Below are 17,298 nucleotides of genomic sequence, written 5' to 3'. Positions count from 1 at the left end.
GAGTGTCACCCACCTCCCGAGCCGGATCTGTCGCACGGGTCCTGAGATCTGACATAGATCCGACACTAAGTGACCGCGCCGAGCCCGCACACTGGTCGGTAGCCGCGCCGTCGTCATCCTCTTCGAGTGCTCAGCAGGTTGGAAAGCGCTTGGTCGCTGTCTCCCGATCGGATTACGCGGCGTGGCAGGCGCAGCCGGTGCCGGTGGGGTCTTCGAGTAAGTTGCCGCTGGGTTGGGACGCGGCCGGGTGCGGCCGGGGCGCGGCGATTTCGGCCCAGACGACTTTTCCGCCGCACGGCGCGGGATACGAACTCCAGCGGCGGGCCAGGCCGCACACGGCGCTCATGTGGTGGTCAAGTGGCGTGCTGTCCGGTGGGGTGGGGTCGCTGTCCCACACGTCGATGATCAGGGCGTCGGCGCGGCGGTGAACCCGTACCCCGACCACGGCGAGGGCGGCGGGATCTATCTCGCTGTAGCGGGGGTGCGGGTCGGGGTGGCCGGTGGTCTTTACCGCACGGGCGATCAAATGTGCGGCAACCTGCTCGGCGACGTGTTCGAGGTGGGGCATACCCCACAGCCGGGCGGCGGTCCTCGCGACTTGTGCACCGATGGTGATCGCGGTGTGTAGCGCCAGCAGGGTGACTTCCGAGGTTGGGCCCACAGTGGGCGGCACCGCTGCGAACCGGCCGGTCACGACGCTCCCCGCTCTTCGGCGGGGAGTAGGAACGGTTCAGCTTCTCGGAGGAAGCGGGCGGGGGCGGAAAAGCGCCGGTCGTGGACCGCATTCAAGACCGGTGGCGCGGTCATGGTGTGGCCTCGGTGGTCTGGGACATCACCAGGACATCTGCGCCGGTTTCCAGTTCGATCAGGGCGCGCATGGCCTGGTAGACGCCGTTGAACTCCGAGAAGTGATCAGGTGCGGGGACCACCACGGCGTTTACGTCGGGGCTGCACAGAGCTTGGAGCAGGGCACCGAACGCCGACCGGCGGAACGGGTGCCGGTCGGTGTAGATGTCGACCAGGTGCAGCCCGGACCGGGCCGCGAACGCCGACAACCGGGCTGCAAGCTGGTCGCTGTCGGCGGCGTCGATGTCGGACCGAAGCCACACGTACCCCACCGCCAACCGTCGCGATGAGTGGGCCAGTCCGGGCAGCGGTCCCGGATGCGTGACCAGACCGGCCCCGGCAATGGGGCGGTCGTCGGCCGGCGGTTGTCCCTCGCCGATCATCGGCTCCGATGGTTCAAGGTGTGCGGTCACTGTTGCTGCCTCCGTACTGGTCGGCTGGGCGTGCTCCCACGGTGACCGGCGGCGCTGGCGTGCGGCCATGATTAATAGGGCATATGGATATGCGCTCAGACTCATATCTGGATTCGCAGCGTGAGCGCGTGGTTACATTCGACGCGCAGGGATTTACGTATCCGATGTGGCGGTGATCCCAGATGACGGACACGAATGCTCGACGCTGCCGGGCATGCGACACAACGAGGCTTTCGCGGGACAACGCCACGGAGCGGTGCGCGGCCTGCACCACCGGCGCGCGCAGCACCGGCGGTGTACCCGAGGGGCCGCCGAGTGTGCCGCCGGAGTTCTGGGACCACCCCGGTGTGCGAGCGGCGCTGGGCAGATGGCATATGGGGCGAGTGATCGCCGCCTATCGGGCTCACCCGCATCACGGCCGCCCACTCCGGCAGGAGACCGTGGCGGCGTGGGTGGGCATCACGCAACCCCAACTCTCCCGGATCGAGAACGGTCCGCCGATGAGCGACCTCGGCAAACTGACTCAGTGGGCGCGACTGCTTGACATCCCTCCGACGCTGTTGTGGTTTCAGGTACCGAAGCAACGCACTGCCCACCCACCAGCCCACGCCCAATCCCCTGCCCCGGTTCCAGTGCCGGTGCCGGTGGGGGTGTTGCCTGGGGGACCGGCTGGTGATGACATGGCGGTGATGAAGGGATGGCGGGTCATGGACGCCCGAATCGGGGGCACGTACCTGTACGCCACCGTCACGGCCTATCTGCGCGACCAGGTGGCCCCACGCCTGTTTGGCGGTGAAGGGGCGAGGGCGTTCACCGCGGCTGCCGCGTTGACCGAGATGGCGGGGTGGATGGCACACGAGGCCGGACGCGACGAGGACGCCCGGCGGCACTTTCACCGGGCGTGGGATCTGTCCACGGTCGGGCCAGATCGGCATCTCGGTATTCACGTGCTGAACAGCGTCGCGCACCTGGCCCACCATGAGGCACGTCCCGAAGAGGCGATCGGCGTGGCTCAGGCGGCGGAGCGGGCACTGGCCGCCGGGCCGCGTAACCCTGATCTGAAGGCGAAACTGTTGGCCACACAGGCCCGATGCCAAGCCACCCTCGGCCGGCCACGGGAGACGCGGGCGCTGCTGGCCCGCGCCGAGACAGCACTACAGGAAACCCACCATGAAGCCCCGTCGCCGTGGGTGTCCTCCTTTGATCAGGGAGCGCTGGCCTGCGATGCCGCCCGCTGCATGCGGCAGCTCGGCGACCTCCCGGCGGCCCAACGCTACGCCGAGCGTGTCCTGGAGCTGCGCCCCGCCGGTCGTATCCGCTCTCGCGCGTTCGGGAATCTCACTCTGGCCAGCGCTCTTATCGGTCAGGGGAAGCTGGACCAGGCGTGCGCTGTCGCCACCGACGTGATCCACTCCACCCAAACGCTGGGCTCATACCTGGTGATTCAGCAGCTTCGCGAACTCCGCGCGCTCTTGACACCCCACACCGCCCCCATCGCGTGCACCGTCGTTGAGTCTCTGACCGAGGCATTGCGACAACGCGCCTGGTGGTATCAGTGGCTCACCGAGACACCACCAAAGGCACACGATGACCGATCCTGACCTCCGGCCGTTGTATGAGCGTGATCCCGCCGCGTGGCACGCGCGCCTCGCCGAAGGCAACGCCCGCCAGGCGCGTAAACGGGTCGCCGCCGATGCGCTGATCCGCGACCGCGACGGCCGCGTCCTGCTCGTGGACCCCACCTACAAACCCGACTGGGACACCCCCGGCGGCATGGTCGAAGCCAACGAACCACCCATCGACGCGCTACGCCGCGAACTCGCCGAAGAACTCGGCCTGCGCCTCCCCGAACGTATGGCGTTGGTGTGCGTGGACTGGGTGGCGCCCCACGGCCCATGGGACGACCTCCTGACATTCATCTTCGACGCCGGAACCCTCACTCCCGACCAAACCACCGCCCTGCGCATCACCGACACCGAGTTGGCCGCCTTCGAGTTCTGCACTCCCGCCCACGCCCGGCAGCGACTCCGCCCCTACGTGTGGGCACGCCTGAGCGCGGCCATCACCGCAGCCGAGAGCGGCACCGTGGCTTACCTTCACAACGGCCACCCCACCCCATAGCCCTGCCCTCCACCGGGACGTTTCCGTGCCACAAAGGCGGCGATCCTTCTGGAGGAACGTCACTGGCCGGCGAGGCCGGAGCTGCCAAGACGCGATCCAGTCCATCTTCCAGGCCACCAGTCAGAAGCTGGCGAAACGGATGTGGGTACTGGATGCGGACCTGGCGGCGGCGTTCGACCGCATCGACCACACCCGGCTTCTGGAGGCCATCGGGTCGTTCCCCGCCAGGGACATGATCCGGGGCTGCGCCGGGATGGCCTGGCTGTCGCCGGCACCCTGTACGCACGACAAACCGGAATACGGGTCGGATGCTAGGGTCGCCGAGATCATGAAGCTTCCCACCCACCTCCCCCAAGACCTCTCCGGTGCCTTTCGCGCCGTCGGCCTGCCCTGGCCTGACCTGCGGCTTGATCTCCTTGACGAGGTGGTTGCCGAGCTGGGCGAAGGGCCTGACGCCGAGTTGCTGCGTGACCACGTCCGGGTGATGCGGAAGGCCCAGCGCGTGTTCTTCGAGCATCTGCGCGACCTCTCCGGCGAGCACGGCGGTCACGACATGCGACTGATCCGGCACAAGGACCGGCCCTGCGTGAGCGAGGTGCGGGAGAAGTGGGCCGCGACCGCGGCGCAGATGACGGACTTCCACGCGGTCGTCGTCGGGCGTACCCGGGTGATCGTCCGAAGGCTGGACTCCGTTCCCGGGGTTCCTGACTACCTCGATGGTGACCGGCCCGCCTGGCTGGAACGCCGGCCCGATCGGGGCATCCGCCGCGACGTCACCGGGGGTCGCGCGCCCGCCGCCGAGGCGCTGGTGCGCTGGCGCGAGGACCCGTTCGGCCCGCGCGTGTGCGCGGTCACCGGCTCGGCCGCCGCGGGGAAGACCTGGATGCTGGCCTGGTTCAGCCGCTCCTCCGTTCAGGGGTGGTCGGGTTATCCGGACGATTCGGAAGCCGCCGTCTGGCTGCGTGACATGGACGTCGAAACGTCCGTGAGCGAGTTGGCCCGGCAACTCGGGCTCGATCGCTCAGTCACCGATCCGGCCGGACTGCTGGCCGCGCTCGACCGGCCGGTGCTCATCACACTCGCCGACCCGCACCATGGTGCCGACCCGGAGCGGCTGCTCGCGGAGTTGGTCCGGCCGCTGGCCGACGACCCCCGGGTACGCCTCCTCGTGGAGCTCCCTGATGCCGCCGCCCTATCGGGCGACACTCCGTACTTCGCACTGAACCTGGACGATTCGCGTTGCACCGACCGTGACGCGTTCGCCGAGTGGTACACGGCCAGCAGCACCGGGCACACTCCCTTCACCGCGGACCAGGTCTACCCGTCACCCGTGCTGGCCGCCTTCGCCGCCCGGGTCCAGGGCGCGGACACGCGGCCTGATCTGCCCATCGCGGAGCGGGTGGCCTCCGCCTGGCTGGAGACCCTGTCCCCGGCGGCCCGCGCGGCCGTCGGCACGCTCGCCCTCGCCCGCGCCCCGATCGCCCCTTACCTCTGGCGGTTGCTCCACTGCGGCCTCCACCGCGACGATCCGGAAACAGCCGCCCGCGGTGTGGCGGAGGCCGTCGCCCACCTGCCGCTCGCCGAACCCGACCTGCCCGCCTACGCCGCGGCCCTGCCCGCGCTGGGCGGGCCCCCGTCCCCCGAGGCACATCGCGGCCTGGTGGCCGTCACGCGCGGATGGCCGAACTCGTCGGAGTTGTCCCCTCCCGAGTACGTACGCCGGCACCTGGCCGGGCACGAACGCCTGGCCGGTGCCGTCGAGCCCATCGCGCCGCTGCCGCTCGTGCGGCCCCCGATCACACTCACGCGCGACCTGCTGGAGAGCCTGTACGGCGAGGCAGGCGTCACCCGACTGAGCCCGGACGAGATCCATCCCGCCATCACCCACGAGCCCACCCGCCGTTTCCTGGCCGAGATCGGCCTGTCGGTGAACGGGGTGTTCCAGGATGGCCCTTTCCAGGTCAAGCCCGTCACCGAGTGGTGGAGCGAGGAGAATCTGCGGGAACTGCGCGCCTGCGTCGGCCTGCCCGGAGACCTCGGCACCGTGTTCATGCTCGACGACCTGCACACCTGGTGCCTCTTGCTGGACGGTGGCACCGGCCTGGTCTACGAGGTTCCCGAAGGGCTGGAGAGCGCCCTCGTGGCCCACCGGAGCATCGAGTCGTACGCGTACTTCGCGTATGTGATTCACCGAGAGCGCAGGTTGTGGTGTGACGAGGGCTCGCACTTCGACGCGGCGTACTGGTGCGCCGAGGACCTCGTGCTGGAACTGCACACCTACGAGCCGCAGACGATGGCGGGCGACGACCGGCTCTGGCCGGTGACCCTGCTCGACTACACACTGCTGACGTAGTCACCGTCAGTACGTGGATGCTGCCGACATCGGCCCCACATGGCTACGACCCGCCCGTCACGCCGGTTTTCATCGGCTCGGTTCCTCCAGCTCGCCGGCGTTGTCCGCTCGGGCCGGCAGGAGCAAGGCGGTGACGACCACCACCACGGACAGCACCGCGCCGATGATGAAGGCCAGCCGCATGCCGTCGAGGTTGGCGAGGTCCTCGGCACACGATGACCGATCCTGACCTCCGGCCATTGCTGGTGTGCGTGGACTGGGTGGCGCCCCACGGCCCATGGGACGACCTCCTGACATTCATCTTCGACGCCGGAACCCTCACTCCCGACCAAACCACCGCGCTATTACGGCGATCGGCGCCTACATCCGCCGGCGCAACGCCCGTGCCCAGCCGAAGACCAGTTTCGCCGCCAGTTCACCCATCCAAGCTGGACCAGTTACCCATCCAAGGTTGCGTGACGGGCCGCTAGCCGGCTCAGTCGCCGGTTGAGGTAGCGCTGCTCCGGCAGGCTCGTCGTCAGCTGCGCGGCCCGTAGGTAATGTTCGGCCGCGGCCTCCACGTCGCCGTTCAGTTCCAGCAGATGGGCGCGTACGGCATGCAGCCGGTGATGCCGCTGCATCGCGGGATCGGTCAGCAGCGGATCGAGCAGGGCCAAGCCGGTCGTCGGGCCGTGGGCCATCGCAACGGCGACGGCATGGTTGAGCGTCACAGTCGGGCCGAAGGCAACTCGGCTCAGCATGTCGTACAGCACACTGATCTGCATCCAGTCGGTGGCCTGGTAGGTTGATGCCTCCGCGTGCACCGCGGCGATCGCCGCCTGGATTTGGTAACGGCCGACGTGCCCCCGCGGCAGTGTCTGCGCCAACAGCGCGACACCCTCGGCGATCAGGTCGCTCCGCCAGCGGGAGCGGTCCTGCTCGGCGAGCGGCACCAGATCACCGGCAGAGTCGGTCCGCGCCGGCAGCCGCGCGTGCGTGAGCAGCATCAGCGCCAACGCGCCGGACACCTCGTCGTGGTCGGGCAGTGCAACGTGCACCTGACGGGTGAGCCGGATCGCCTCCTCGGCGAGTTCGACGTCGACCAGGGTCCCGCCGGAGGTGCGCGTGTAGCCCTCGGTGAACACCAGGTGGCAGACGTCGAGCACAGCTGCCACCCGGGCCGGCAGTTCCTTGTCCGACGGCATCGCGAACCGGGCGCCTGCGCCACGCAGCGTCGCGCGGGCGCGGCTGAGGCGCTGGGTCATAGTGCGGACCGGCACCAGGTAGGCGGTCGCGATCTGCTCCACGCTCAACCCGGCCACCGCCCGCAGGCTGAGCGCCACCTGTGACGGCCTGCTCAGCGCAGGATGACAACACAGGAAGAACAACCGGAGCGTGTCGTCGACCTCAGTTGCGGGATCCTCGTCCGCTCCAGGCGCCAAGCCGGCGTCATCCGGCTGTCGTGCCCCTTCCAGCGCCTCGCGGCGGGCGCGGGCCGAGTCGGCCCGCGCCCGGTCGATCAGGCGCCGCGAGGCGACTCTGATCAGCCACGCCCTCGGATTGTCGGGAACCCCACCGATGGGCCATTGAGAAGCAGCGGCCTCCGCAGCTTCCTGGACCGCGTCCTCGCAGTCGCCGAGGTCGCCGTACCTCCGCACAAGCGCGCCGCGGACGTGTGGCGCCTCCCGACGCCACACGTCCGCGAGTATCCCCCGCACCATTACGACCTGCCTGAGATCGCTATTGGTCGTCGCCGCCCGGCCACATCGCCGGCCGCAGCTCCACCGTCTCTTCGGGGCCGGCGAACTTCGCGGCGACCTCTTCTGCGCGGGCCTGGCTCTCGACGTCGATGCGGAAGAACCCAGCCAGATGCTCCTTGGCCTCCGAGTATGGGCCGTCGCTCGCCAGCGGGTTGCCGTCCTGCCACCGGTACAGTCGTGCGGCCGCGGGGTCGCCGAGTGCCTCTCCGCCGAGCAGTTCGCCGTTGGCCTGCAGTTCGGACATCACCTGCTCGAACTCGGCGTTCAGCCGCTCGCGCACGCCATCGGGCAACTCCTGGTAGGCAGCAAGGTAGTCGCCGGTGGGGTGCCCCCACGGCTGCGGATTGGAGTGGATCAGGATCACGTACTTCATGGCCTTCAGCTCTCGTCTCATGCGACGGCCGCTCCGTCGCTCAACTGGGACGTCGGTGCGGACCTGCCGATGTCGACACTATCCGGGAGTTCGGGACGTGCCGGGAGTCGCCCAACGCACGTCGCCGATGTGCGCTGGTCACGGGACGCGGAACATGCCCAGGTCGCGCGGCGGGGTGACCTGCTGCGGTGAACGTTGTTTCTCGTGATCAACGCCTCTGCCGATGAGCGGATGTACCCCGGTGCGACCACGGTTGAGGATTGGACGATCGGGGAGTCTCGGGCACGACGCTTGGCATACGGTGGGTCCGTGTCAGATGACGATCTTGTGGAGTCGATCCGGGATGAGCTGACCAACGTCGGGCTCCCTGTGCTCGGCCCCGAAGGCAGCCACGGCGGCGTTCAGATCGAAGTCGACGAAGGCGTGTGGGTGAGCTGGAAACCGGGCCGGAAGCTGACGGCAGCCGGCATGGCCGCGCTCCGCCGAGGCGCCTATCGAGGCGACGAGCGGCATCCTTCGCTGGAATACCGGGGCACCGCGATCGAGGCCATGAACGATGCGATTGCGGCGATCCTGAACGCGGCCGGGTTCGACGTCAGGGAAGGCACCGACGAATACCATCACCCGATGGAACTGCTTGTGGAGTCGCGCCGGACGGTACCGCACTGGCGTGATCCGATTGCCGCGCCGCTCGACGGCGCCTCTGGCTTCATGCCGGGCGTGCGGGTCCGTGTCCTTGCCGGCGAACTGGCCGGCACCGAGTTGGTGGTGGCCACGGCGAAGGTCAACCTCCGGACGAGCGAGCTCGTCGGCTACCAGCTTCGCCGCCCTGGTGGTGACGGCGTCATCGACGTGACTCCCGGCAATGTCGAGCTCGCCGGCGATGAGGAGTTCGGGTAACTCGATCGCCCGACTTGATGGCGGTTCCCGCTGCCTGGCGCGCAAGCCAGAGACGGTTACCGCCGGCCGCGCGCTATGGGGTGTCATGGTAAGCGGATCGAGTCGGCACCCGGACGTGCCGACGCGCGGGCGTGTCAGGTCGATGAGGTCCCGGTAGGCTCCGCCCATGGGGCCAGACGAGATCATGCCGCAGCTGTTTCCCAACCGTTTTGCGGATGCGGTCGGACCCGGTGCGGGCGGGCCTGCCCGCGATCGTTGCGGGTGCGTCGGCCACTCGGTCGCGACCCGGCCTGCGGCCGTCTCCTTCCACGGGGACCGGCAGGACACCGAGGCGGCGGGCTGGCGGCATCTACTTGCGCTGATCGACGAGGCGGTTGCGGATGGACGGACGGTATTCAAGCCGTTCGTGGATCTGAGCGCGCCCGAGCGGCGGCAGATTGTCACGCTACCGCCGGCGATCGCGAAGCTGACGGCTGTCAAGCATCTGGTGCTCTACGGCACAAATCTGGTTCGCATCCCGCCCGAGATCGGGGCCATGACGAGCCTTGAGGTCTTCGAGCCCTACACCTCCCACAGACTGCATTGGTATCCGTATGAGCTGACCAGATGCGCCAAGTTGGCCGACAGCACGGTGAGCACCCGCGTCCTCTACGGCAATTTCAAGTTCCGGCCACCGTTTCCGAAGCTGCGGCCGGTGACCGGCGCAGGAGAGGCAGACTTCGCAGCGCTCGACCCGGGCGTGTGGGGCGCCGACGCGGTGCGGACCTGCAGCATCTGCGACGGGCCGGTCCAAGGTGAGCTTCACCAGGTCTGGATCTCTCGCCGCATCGGCACCGACGTGCTGCCGTTCCTGGTGAATGCATGTTCCGCGTCGTGTGTGGCGGCGCTGCCGGAGCCGCACCCTGGGTACTTTCCAACGCCGCACACCGGAGGTCCCGACATCGTGCAGCCGGCCGCCAGACGATGAGGTGACGACCGCGATCCCGTCGCGAACTGTCACCACGGACCACCGGGGCGTTTCCGTGTCATGAAGGCGGCGATCCTTCTGGAGGAACGTCACTGGCCGGCCAGGCCGGTGTGGGCGACTCCCCGGATGATCTGCCGCTGGAACAGCACGAACACAACCAGCAGCGGCAACCCGGCGAGCACCACCGAGGCCATGATCTGCGCGTACCGCAGGCCGAAGGTGCCCTGCACGACGTTCGCGAGCCCGACGGGCAGCGTCATCGTGTTCGGGTCGGTGGAGACCAGGAACGGCCAGAGGAAGTTGTTCCAGGTGTTGATGAAGGTGAAGATCGACACGGCCGCGAGCACGGGACGGGACAGCGGCAGCACGATGGTGAAGAACACCCGCCACCGGCCCGCCCCGTCCACGAAAGCCGCCTGTTCCAGCTCGGGCGGCACGTCCTGGAAGAACTTGAACAGAATGTAGACGATCAGCGGCGCGGCCACCTGCGGCAGGATGACGGCCCACCACGTGTCGATCAGGCCGAAGCTGACCATCTCGGCGAACAGCGGCGCGACGAGCACCTGCGGCGGCACCATGATCCCGGCCAGGATCACCCCGAGCAGCACTCGCTGCCCCTTGAACTGGGTGCGCGCGAACCCGTAGGCCGCCATCGCCGAGAACAGCACGGTCATGAACGTCACGATCACGGCGGTGACGGTGGAGTTGATCGCCCATTTGACGATTCCGCCGGTTCCGAGCACCAGCGCGTAGGAGTCGAAGGTGATCTCGCTGCCGAACCACTGGAGCGGTACGACCGTGGTCTCGGCCTCCGGCTTGAGCGAGGTGGCCACGGCCCAGGCGATGGGGGCCAGCCAGATGACGGCCAGCACCAGCGCGGCCAGCAGCAGGACGATCTGGCTGAAACCGAATCGCTTGGTCATGAGACCTCCTCCTCGCGCTTGCGGAACAGCCGGAGCTGCGCCAGGGAGACGATGACGATCAGGACGAAGAGGATGTACGACACGGCCGAGGCGTAGCCGACGCGGTAACCGGTGAAGCCGACGTCGTAGGCGTACTCGATGATCGGCCTGGTGGCGTCCTCGGGGCCGCCGCCGGTCATGAGGTAGATCTGGTCGAAGACCTTCAGTGAGGCCACGAGCTGGAGCACGACGATGAGCGCGGTGGTCCGGCGGAGCATGGGCAGTGTGATGGAGCGCAGCCGGTCCCAGGCGGAGGCGCCGTCGATGGCGGCGGCCTCGTACAGGTGGTGCGGGATCGACTGCAGCGCGGCCAGGTAGAGCAGGAAGTTGAAGCCCACCGTCCACCAGACCGTGGTCAGCACCACCGACCACATGGCGACGGACGGGTCGCCGAGCCAGAGGGTCTTGGTGCCGAGCGTGCCGTTGAGCAGACCGTAGTCGGGCGGGTAGATCATCTGCAGCCAGAGGACCGACACGACGGCCGACGGCAGCAGGAACGGCCCGAAGAACGACAGCCGCCACAACCACTGAACGAAGCGCAGGTGGTGCACCAGCAGCGCGAAGAGGAGCCCGAGCAGCACCAGCGGGATCGTGCTCAGGACGGTGAAGACGAGCGTGTTCCACAGCGAGCGCCACATGCGCGGGTCGGCGAACGCCTCGGCGTAGTTGTCGAATCCGACGAAGTGGTCGTTGCCGCCGGCGATGTTGACGCTCGACAGGCTCATCCGCAGGCCGAGCAGCGTCGGCCAGACCAGGAAGATCACGTAGATCAGCAGGAACGGGGCCACGAACAGCAGCCCGTGCTGCGTCCAGCTCCGCCGGACCTTGGGCTCGGCGACGGGGGCGGCGGTCGTGGGCGCCGCGACGGTGGTAGCCATCAGCCCTCCTCTTCCGGGAAGGGGTTCGGGGCGGACAGCAGGCGGTTCAGCCCGCGTTTGGCGGCGGCCAGCCCCTCTTCGGGGGTCCGCTGGCCGGTCATGACCGGCGAGAACGCGTCGCCGATCTCGATCCACAACCGCGAGGCCGAGCCGGCGAACCACACCTGCGGATCGAGCGCGACGTCGGTGACGACCGAGCGGTATTCCGATTGGGGCTGCAGCGCGAGGTACTCGGGCTCTTGGAGGGTCGGCAGGTAGGCGGGCACGTGGCCGGCCACGGCCCAGTCGGCGCTGTGCCGCACGAGGGAGGCGATGAACCGGTAGGTGGCGCGTTCGACCTCGGGGTCGCGGGAGCGCTGGTGCGGCAGGACGAAGGCGTGGCAGTCGGCCTGGGCGGACCAGCCGCCGAAGACGCTGGGGAAGCGGGTGATGCTGAACGGCGTCCCCCGCTCCTTGAGGCCGGTGGTCTCCCAGTCGCCGTTCCACAGGAAGGCCGCCAGGCCGTTGGTGAAGCTGGCGACGGAGGCGCTGTAGTCGGTGCGCGTGTCGCTCAGCCCCTCCCGCGCGAGCCGGTGCATGAGCCGCAGCGCGTCGAGCGCCTTGGTGTCGTCGATCGTGATCTTCGTGCCGCCGTCGGACAGCAGCGTGCCGCCGGTCTGCGAGTAGAGCGTCCACCACACGCGCCACGGGCCGACCGTGCCCAGGCCGAGCGTGTCGCAGGCCAGCGGGGGTCTGCCGCCCATGACGGCTTTGGCCTTGTTCAGGGCGGCGAGCAGTTCGTCCACGCCCTTGGTGGGCCGCAGTTTGCCGTCCGGGCCGAGGAGTCCGGCTTTGCCGCAGATGTCGGTGTTGTAGTACTGCACCATCGGGTGGGCGTCGAGCGGGATGGCGTACAGCACGCCGTCGAGGTGCGCCCGTTCCCAGATCGGCGGGCTGAAGTCGGCGGCCCGCAGGCCCGTCTGTGCCAGCAGGTCGAGGTCGATGGGGTCGAGGATGTCTCCGGCGCCGATTCCGGCCAGCCGGGCCAGATGGAAGGTGGCCAGGTCGGGCGAGCGGCCTCCGGCGCCCGCCATGGCGATCTTCGTGTAGTACGGCTCGCCCCAGGCGAGCACGTTCTCCTCGACGAAGATGTCGGGGTTGTCCTTGGCGAACGCCTTGACCATCTGGTTCATGATGCTGCCGTCGCTGGCGGTGAGGAAGTGCCAGTATCGGACGCGCGTCTGGGAGGAGCCGAATCCCACGGGGATGGCGCAGCCTGTGGCGGTGGCGCCGACCAGGGCGAGGCCACCACCAAGAAGGTTCCGGCGGGAGATGTCGGGGGGAGCTTGCACGATGGCCTCTTCCTACCGCTGTTGCCTGGCCATGTTTCTCGCTGACATCGGAGGGCGGCCGGGCGCCGCGGCGAAGAAGCGGACCGCCCGGACCCGGCAGTTACCCGAGTGTTAGCGGTAACACCAGGGCTGTCAAGGGCCCGGCACGGGCGGTCCCGAACCGTCCGGCGCGACCCCGCACCCCTTGACCCCCTCCCTTGTTATCGCTAACAATCTGGATCACGTAACGCCCCCGAAATCAGGAGCCATCTCCGTGCATCAGGCAAAACTCACCCTCGATCCCGCGTTCAAGGTGGCCCCGGTCAGCCGTCGCACCTTCGGCACGTTCATCGAACACCTGGGGCGTTGCGTCTACACCGGCATCTACGAGCCGGACCACCCCACGGCGGACGACGACGGCTTCCGCCGCGACGTGCTCGACCTGACGCGCGAGCTGGGGATCTCCACCGTCCGCTACCCCGGCGGCAACTTCGTCTCCGGCTACCGCTGGGAGGACGGCGTCGGCCCGCTCGCCCGGCGCCCGCGCCGCCTCGACCTGGCCTGGCACAGCACGGAGACGAACGAGGTCGGCGTCGATGAGTTCGTCCGCTGGTGCCGCAAGGCAGGCGTGGAGCCGATGATGGCGATCAACCTCGGCACCCGCGGCATCGAGGAGGCGCTCGACCTGCTGGAGTACTGCAACCACCCGTCCGGCACGGCCCTGGCCGACCAGCGCGCGGCCAATGGCGCCAAGGAGCCGCACGGCATCAAGATGTGGTGCCTGGGCAACGAGATGGACGGCCCCTGGCAGATCGGCCACAAGACCGCGAGCGAGTACGGCCGCCTGGCCGCCGAGACCGCCCGCGCCATGCGCATGGTGGACCCCTCGCTCGAACTGGTCGCCTGCGGCAGTTCCGGCTCCGGCATCGCCACCTTCGGCGCCTGGGAGGCCACGGTGCTGGAGGAGACCTACGACGTGGTCGACTTCATCTCCTGCCACGCCTACTACGAGGAGAAGGACGGCGACCTGGGCAGCTTCCTGGCCAGCTCGACCAACATGGAGTACTTCATCTCCTCGGTCGTCGCCACCGCCGACCACGTCGGGGCCAAGCTGAAGTCCCGCAAGAAGATCGACATCTCCTTCGACGAGTGGAACATCTGGTACATCTCACGCGGCCAGGACAACGACCCGCGTACCGACTGGCCGGTCGCGCCGCGCCTGCTCGAAGACCACTACCACCTGGCGGACGCGGTGGCGTTCGGCGGCCTGCTGATCACCCTGCTGCGCAACAGCGACCGGGTGACGGCCGCGTCCCTGGCCCAGCTCGTCAACGTCATCGCGCCGATCATGACCGAGCCCGGCGGGCGGGCCTGGCGGCAGAGCACGTTCCACCCGTTCGCGCAGGCCTCCCGGCTCGCGGCGGGCGACGTGCTGCGGGTCGAACCGGTCTCGCCCGCGTACGAGACGGCACAGTACGGCGAGGTCGCGCTGGTGCACGCGGTGGCCACGCACTCGGAGGAGGGCGGCACGACGCTGTTCGCCGTGAACCGCTCGACCGACGAGCCGCTGTCGCTGGAGATCGACGCGCGGGCGCTCGGCGGCGCGCGCATCGTCGAGGCGACCACGCTGAGCGACACCGACGTGTACGCGCGCAACACGGCCGACGACCCGGACCGCATCGCGCCCCGCCCGAACGAGAACGTCGAGCACGACCCGATGCGCGTGCTGCTGCCGCCGGTCTCGTGGAACGTGATCAGGCTGGCCTAGCGCCCTTCCGAGACTGCCGCCCCCGGGTTCCTCCTGGCCTGGGGGCGGCACCCGTGCTCTCCCTGACGACCAGTTCGGGCTCCACCAGCCGCCGCGCGTCGGGCCCGGCCCCCTCCATCCGGTCCAGCAGCAGCCGGAAGGCCAGTCTGCCGACCTCGCCGAAATCCTGGCGCACGGTCGTCAGCGGCGGCCAGAAGTAGGCCGACTCGGGGATGTCGTCGAACCCCACCACGCTCACGTCCTCGGGCACCCGCCGACCGGCCTCGCGCAGCGCCCGCAGCACGCCGAGCGCCATCTGGTCGTTGGCCACGAACACCGCGCCGACCTCGGGCTCGGCGGCCAGCCTGCGGCCGAGCTCGTAGCCGGAGCGCGAGCTCCAGTCGCCGCGCAGGATCTCGGGCACCGGCCGGCCCGCCTCCTCCAGCACGCCGCGCCAGCCCTCGATGCGGCCGTTGGCGTCGAGCCAGTCGGCGGGCCCCGCCACGTGCCAGACCGTCTCGTGGCCGAGGCTGAGCAGGTGTTTGGTCGCCCGTATCGCACCCGCCCGCTGGTCGACCTTGGCCACGGGCACGGGGATGTCGTCGCCGGCGTCGACCGCGACGACGGGCATCTCGGGCGACAGGTTGCGCAGCCCGTCGGCGGCCGACTCGTGCGGCGCCACGATGATCACGCCGGCCACGGCCTGGGCGCGCAGCCGCTCCACGCCCTCCTCCATCGACCCCCGGTTGAGGGAGCTGAGGCTGGCGATGCTGACGTTGTAGCCGGCGTGCCTGGCGGCCTGCTCGATCCAGTAGAGCGTGGTGGCGGGGCCGTAGAGCGTGGTGTCGATGCTGACTACGCCGAGCACGCCGGAGCGGCCGGTGACGAGCTGGCGCGCGGCCTGGTTGGGCCGGTAGTCGAGCTCGCGCACGGCGGCCAGCACCCGGGCCCTGGTCTCGGCGCGTACCATGTCGGGCGCGTTGAGCACACGGGAGACCGTCATGGCCGAGACGCCGGCGAGCATGGCGACATCCATGAGCACCGCAGGTCTGCCGGACTTGGATCTCACCCCGCCTCACCCCCTAAGCGATAACGCTAACAGGCTGAGGGGACGAGCGCGCCGGCGAACGTGGGGCCAGGGGAAACGCCGGGGGACGTCTTCCCGCTCAGCAGCCGCAGGCGATGGCGTGGACGGGAGCCGTCAGCGGGTCGGCGGGGCGTCTGTCCACACCGGAGACGGTCACGACGGCAAAGCCCTCGCGCGCCCAGTACTCGAAGCCGCCGATCATCTCCTTGACGCGATAGCCGAGCTTGGCGAACTCCAGCGCCGCCCGCGTCGCGCCATTGCACGCGGGCCCCCAGCAGTACGTCACCACGGTCACGTCGCGGGGGACGACCGATGGCGCCCTGGCGGCGATCTCCGCCGTGGGCAGGTGAAGCGCACCGTCGATGTGGCCCTGACGCCAGCTCTCCACGCTGCGCGAGTCGACCACCACGATGCGCGGGTCGCCCGCGGCGAGATCGGCGTGGACATCGGACACATCCGTCTCGAACACCAGACGGGCCGAGAAATGAGCGACGGCGGCGGCCGGGTCGGCGGCCGCGGTAGCGAGAACAGCGGACATGGTCGGGACTCCCTCCAACTCGTTTCCCCGATGGTGCCGCCCTCCCCCACGCCCTCACGAGTGGCCTGAATGCCCAATACCGCTAATATCCAGCCATGCTCCAGCGCTATGACGGCAACCGCACCGTCTCGGTCCTGGCCTTCGACGGCATGAGCCCCTTCGAGCTGGGGTGCGTCGTCGAGGTTTTCGGGCTGCCTCGGCCGGAGCTGGACGTCCCGTGGTACGACCTCGTGGTGTGCGCCGAGCACGGCGGTCCGTTGCGGGCGGTCGGCGGCTTCACCGTCCAGGCGACGCACGGGCTGGACACGTTCGCCGAGACGCGGACGGTGATCGTCCCTGGCGTGCCGGACGTCCGCGCCGAGGTCTCTCCCGCGCTCGTGGGCGCGTTGCGACGAGCACACGAGCGCGGCGCCCGCATCGTGTCGATCTGTTCGGGGGCCTTCGCCCTCGCGGCGGCCGGGCTCCTGGACGGCCGGCCGGCCACCACGCACTGGAGGTACGCCGAGCTGCTGCAGGAACGCTTTCCTCAGGTCAGGGTCGATCCCGGCGTGCTGTACGTGGACAACGGCGACGTTCTGACGAGCGCGGGCAGCGCGGCCGGCATCGACCTGCTGATCCACCTGGTCCGCCGGGACCATGGCCCGGGCGTGGCCAACACGGTGGCCAGGAGGCTGGTCGTGCCGCCGCACCGTGAGGGAGGCCAAGCGCAGTTCGTCGAGGCCGCGGTCGCCCCCGTCAAGGACGACGACGCCGTGGCGAGGGCGATGGCATGGGCGTTGGCCAATCTCTCCCAGCCGATCACGGTGGCCACGCTGGCCCGTGTCGCCGGGATGTCACAGCGCGGCTTCGTCCGGCATTTCAACCGCAGGACGGGAACAAGCCCGCTGCGCTGGGTGATCACGCAGCGGATCGCGGCCAGCCTGCCCCTGCTGGAGTCGTCCACGGTGCCGGTCGAGAAGGTCGGGGCCGCCGTCGGTTTCGAAAGCCCGGTGACCTTCCGTCACCACTTCAGCCGCTCCATGCGCACCTCTCCGTCCGCCTACCGCAAGGCGTTCGGCCGCTGA

The 17,298-nt window shown here is 69.2% G+C and carries 16 protein-coding genes and 1 pseudogene; 8 read left to right on the top strand and 9 right to left on the bottom strand.

Annotated features, from left to right (window positions below):
* Positions 1 to 172: 172 nt before the first annotated feature.
* Together ACFOY2_RS19380 and ACFOY2_RS19375 are read right to left on the bottom strand one after the other, a co-directional pair.
* Positions 173 to 694, bottom strand: a complete 522-nt coding sequence (locus tag ACFOY2_RS19380; protein ID WP_379529454.1) for a hypothetical protein — start codon at positions 692 to 694, stop codon at positions 173 to 175.
* A gap of 109 nt (positions 695 to 803) precedes the next feature.
* Positions 804 to 1,259 carry a hypothetical protein gene (locus ACFOY2_RS19375; protein WP_379529453.1) on the bottom strand — a complete coding sequence of 152 codons (456 nt, stop codon included), beginning with the start codon at positions 1,257 to 1,259 and terminating at the stop codon, positions 804 to 806.
* Between the two features lie 182 nt (positions 1,260 to 1,441).
* On the opposite strand from ACFOY2_RS19375, the pseudogene ACFOY2_RS19370 reads away from it, so the two are divergent.
* The 4 genes and pseudogenes from ACFOY2_RS19370 to ACFOY2_RS19355 all read left to right on the top strand — a co-directional run.
* A pseudogene (locus ACFOY2_RS19370) lies at positions 1,442 to 1,810 on the top strand (helix-turn-helix domain-containing protein); the annotation flags it as partial.
* Between the two features lie 129 nt (positions 1,811 to 1,939).
* Positions 1,940 to 2,860 carry a hypothetical protein gene (locus ACFOY2_RS19365; protein WP_379529636.1) on the top strand — a complete coding sequence of 307 codons (921 nt, stop codon included), beginning with the start codon at positions 1,940 to 1,942 and terminating at the stop codon, positions 2,858 to 2,860.
* Positions 2,847 to 3,380 (top strand): NUDIX domain-containing protein, encoded by a 534-nt coding sequence (locus tag ACFOY2_RS19360; protein ID WP_379529452.1) that lies wholly within the window; start codon positions 2,847 to 2,849, stop codon positions 3,378 to 3,380. The genes ACFOY2_RS19365 and ACFOY2_RS19360 overlap by 14 nt, the downstream gene beginning before the upstream one ends.
* A 139-nt stretch (positions 3,381 to 3,519) precedes the next feature.
* A complete protein-coding gene (locus tag ACFOY2_RS19355) occupies positions 3,520 to 5,733 on the top strand; it encodes an SUKH-4 family immunity protein (protein ID WP_379529451.1) in 2,214 nt (737 codons plus the stop codon).
* A 437-nt stretch (positions 5,734 to 6,170) separates the two neighbouring features.
* Here ACFOY2_RS19355 and ACFOY2_RS19350 read toward each other — a convergent pair whose 3' ends face one another.
* Positions 6,171 to 7,409 (bottom strand): RNA polymerase sigma factor, encoded by a 1,239-nt coding sequence (locus tag ACFOY2_RS19350; protein WP_379529450.1) that lies wholly within the window; start codon positions 7,407 to 7,409, stop codon positions 6,171 to 6,173.
* A 43-nt stretch (positions 7,410 to 7,452) separates the two neighbouring features.
* On the bottom strand, positions 7,453 to 7,866 hold the full coding sequence (locus ACFOY2_RS19345) for a YciI family protein (protein ID WP_379529449.1): 414 nt from the start codon (positions 7,864 to 7,866) through the stop codon (positions 7,453 to 7,455).
* 288 nt (positions 7,867 to 8,154) lie between these two features.
* Between ACFOY2_RS19345 and ACFOY2_RS19340 the strand changes: the two genes are divergently transcribed.
* Entirely contained in the window at positions 8,155 to 8,745 is a 591-nt protein-coding gene (locus tag ACFOY2_RS19340; RefSeq protein ID WP_379529448.1) for a hypothetical protein, read from the top strand.
* Positions 8,746 to 8,911: 166 nt separating this feature from the next.
* Positions 8,912 to 9,712, top strand: a complete 801-nt coding sequence (locus tag ACFOY2_RS19335; protein WP_379529447.1) for a hypothetical protein — start codon at positions 8,912 to 8,914, stop codon at positions 9,710 to 9,712.
* A gap of 89 nt (positions 9,713 to 9,801) precedes the next feature.
* On the opposite strand, the gene ACFOY2_RS19330 is transcribed toward ACFOY2_RS19335, so the two are convergent.
* From ACFOY2_RS19330 to ACFOY2_RS19320, 3 genes are read right to left on the bottom strand one after another with little or no spacing between them, the layout of a single operon-like run.
* On the bottom strand, positions 9,802 to 10,635 hold the full coding sequence (locus ACFOY2_RS19330; RefSeq protein ID WP_379529446.1) for a carbohydrate ABC transporter permease: 834 nt from the start codon (positions 10,633 to 10,635) through the stop codon (positions 9,802 to 9,804).
* Positions 10,632 to 11,552, bottom strand: coding sequence for a carbohydrate ABC transporter permease (locus tag ACFOY2_RS19325; protein WP_379529445.1), 921 nt, complete (start codon positions 11,550 to 11,552; stop codon positions 10,632 to 10,634). The genes ACFOY2_RS19330 and ACFOY2_RS19325 overlap by 4 nt, the downstream gene beginning before the upstream one ends.
* Entirely contained in the window at positions 11,552 to 12,883 is a 1,332-nt protein-coding gene (locus ACFOY2_RS19320; RefSeq protein WP_379529444.1) for an extracellular solute-binding protein, read from the bottom strand. The genes ACFOY2_RS19325 and ACFOY2_RS19320 overlap by 1 nt, the downstream gene beginning before the upstream one ends.
* Positions 12,884 to 13,136: 253 nt before the next feature.
* Here ACFOY2_RS19320 and arfA point away from each other — a divergent pair, with 253 nt between their 5' ends.
* Positions 13,137 to 14,630: an arabinosylfuranosidase ArfA gene (gene arfA, locus ACFOY2_RS19315; RefSeq protein ID WP_379529443.1), complete on the top strand. Its 1,494-nt coding sequence runs from the start codon at positions 13,137 to 13,139 to the stop codon at positions 14,628 to 14,630.
* Here arfA and ACFOY2_RS19310 read toward each other — a convergent pair.
* Positions 14,617 to 15,678: a LacI family DNA-binding transcriptional regulator gene (locus tag ACFOY2_RS19310; protein ID WP_449290136.1), complete on the bottom strand. Its 1,062-nt coding sequence runs from the start codon at positions 15,676 to 15,678 to the stop codon at positions 14,617 to 14,619. The two genes, arfA and ACFOY2_RS19310, sit on opposite strands and share 14 nt — an antisense overlap.
* A gap of 97 nt (positions 15,679 to 15,775) precedes the next feature.
* Positions 15,776 to 16,234 (bottom strand): rhodanese-like domain-containing protein, encoded by a 459-nt coding sequence (locus ACFOY2_RS19305; RefSeq protein ID WP_379529442.1) that lies wholly within the window; start codon positions 16,232 to 16,234, stop codon positions 15,776 to 15,778.
* A gap of 95 nt (positions 16,235 to 16,329) precedes the next feature.
* On the opposite strand from ACFOY2_RS19305, the gene ftrA reads away from it, so the two are divergent.
* On the top strand, positions 16,330 to 17,298 hold the full coding sequence (gene ftrA / locus ACFOY2_RS19300; protein WP_379529441.1) for a transcriptional regulator FtrA: 969 nt from the start codon (positions 16,330 to 16,332) through the stop codon (positions 17,296 to 17,298).

The sequence above is a fragment of the Nonomuraea purpurea genome (assembly GCF_042650645.1).
Lineage (GTDB): Bacteria > Actinomycetota > Actinomycetes > Streptosporangiales > Streptosporangiaceae > Nonomuraea > Nonomuraea purpurea.
The sequence above is the reverse complement of the archived record's forward strand: the minus strand, read 5'-3'. Positions and strand labels throughout refer to the sequence as shown.

Excerpts from the sequence above, each read along its gene's own strand:
- ACFOY2_RS19360 (WP_379529452.1), top strand. The coding sequence starts at position 2,847 with ATGACCGATCCTGACCTCCGGCCGTTGTATGAGCGTGATCCCGCCGCG.
- ACFOY2_RS19355 (WP_379529451.1), top strand. The coding sequence starts at position 3,520 with ATGTGGGTACTGGATGCGGACCTGGCGGCGGCGTTCGACCGCATCGAC.
- ACFOY2_RS19335 (WP_379529447.1), top strand. The coding sequence starts at position 8,912 with ATGGGGCCAGACGAGATCATGCCGCAGCTGTTTCCCAACCGTTTTGCG.
- ACFOY2_RS19305 (WP_379529442.1), bottom strand. The coding sequence starts at position 16,234 with ATGTCCGCTGTTCTCGCTACCGCGGCCGCCGACCCGGCCGCCGCCGTC.
- ACFOY2_RS19365 (WP_379529636.1), top strand. The coding sequence starts at position 1,940 with ATGGCGGTGATGAAGGGATGGCGGGTCATGGACGCCCGAATCGGGGGC.
- ACFOY2_RS19325 (WP_379529445.1), bottom strand. The coding sequence starts at position 11,552 with ATGGCTACCACCGTCGCGGCGCCCACGACCGCCGCCCCCGTCGCCGAG.
- ftrA (WP_379529441.1), top strand. The coding sequence starts at position 16,330 with ATGCTCCAGCGCTATGACGGCAACCGCACCGTCTCGGTCCTGGCCTTC.
- ACFOY2_RS19345 (WP_379529449.1), bottom strand. The coding sequence starts at position 7,866 with ATGAGACGAGAGCTGAAGGCCATGAAGTACGTGATCCTGATCCACTCC.
- ACFOY2_RS19330 (WP_379529446.1), bottom strand. The coding sequence starts at position 10,635 with ATGACCAAGCGATTCGGTTTCAGCCAGATCGTCCTGCTGCTGGCCGCG.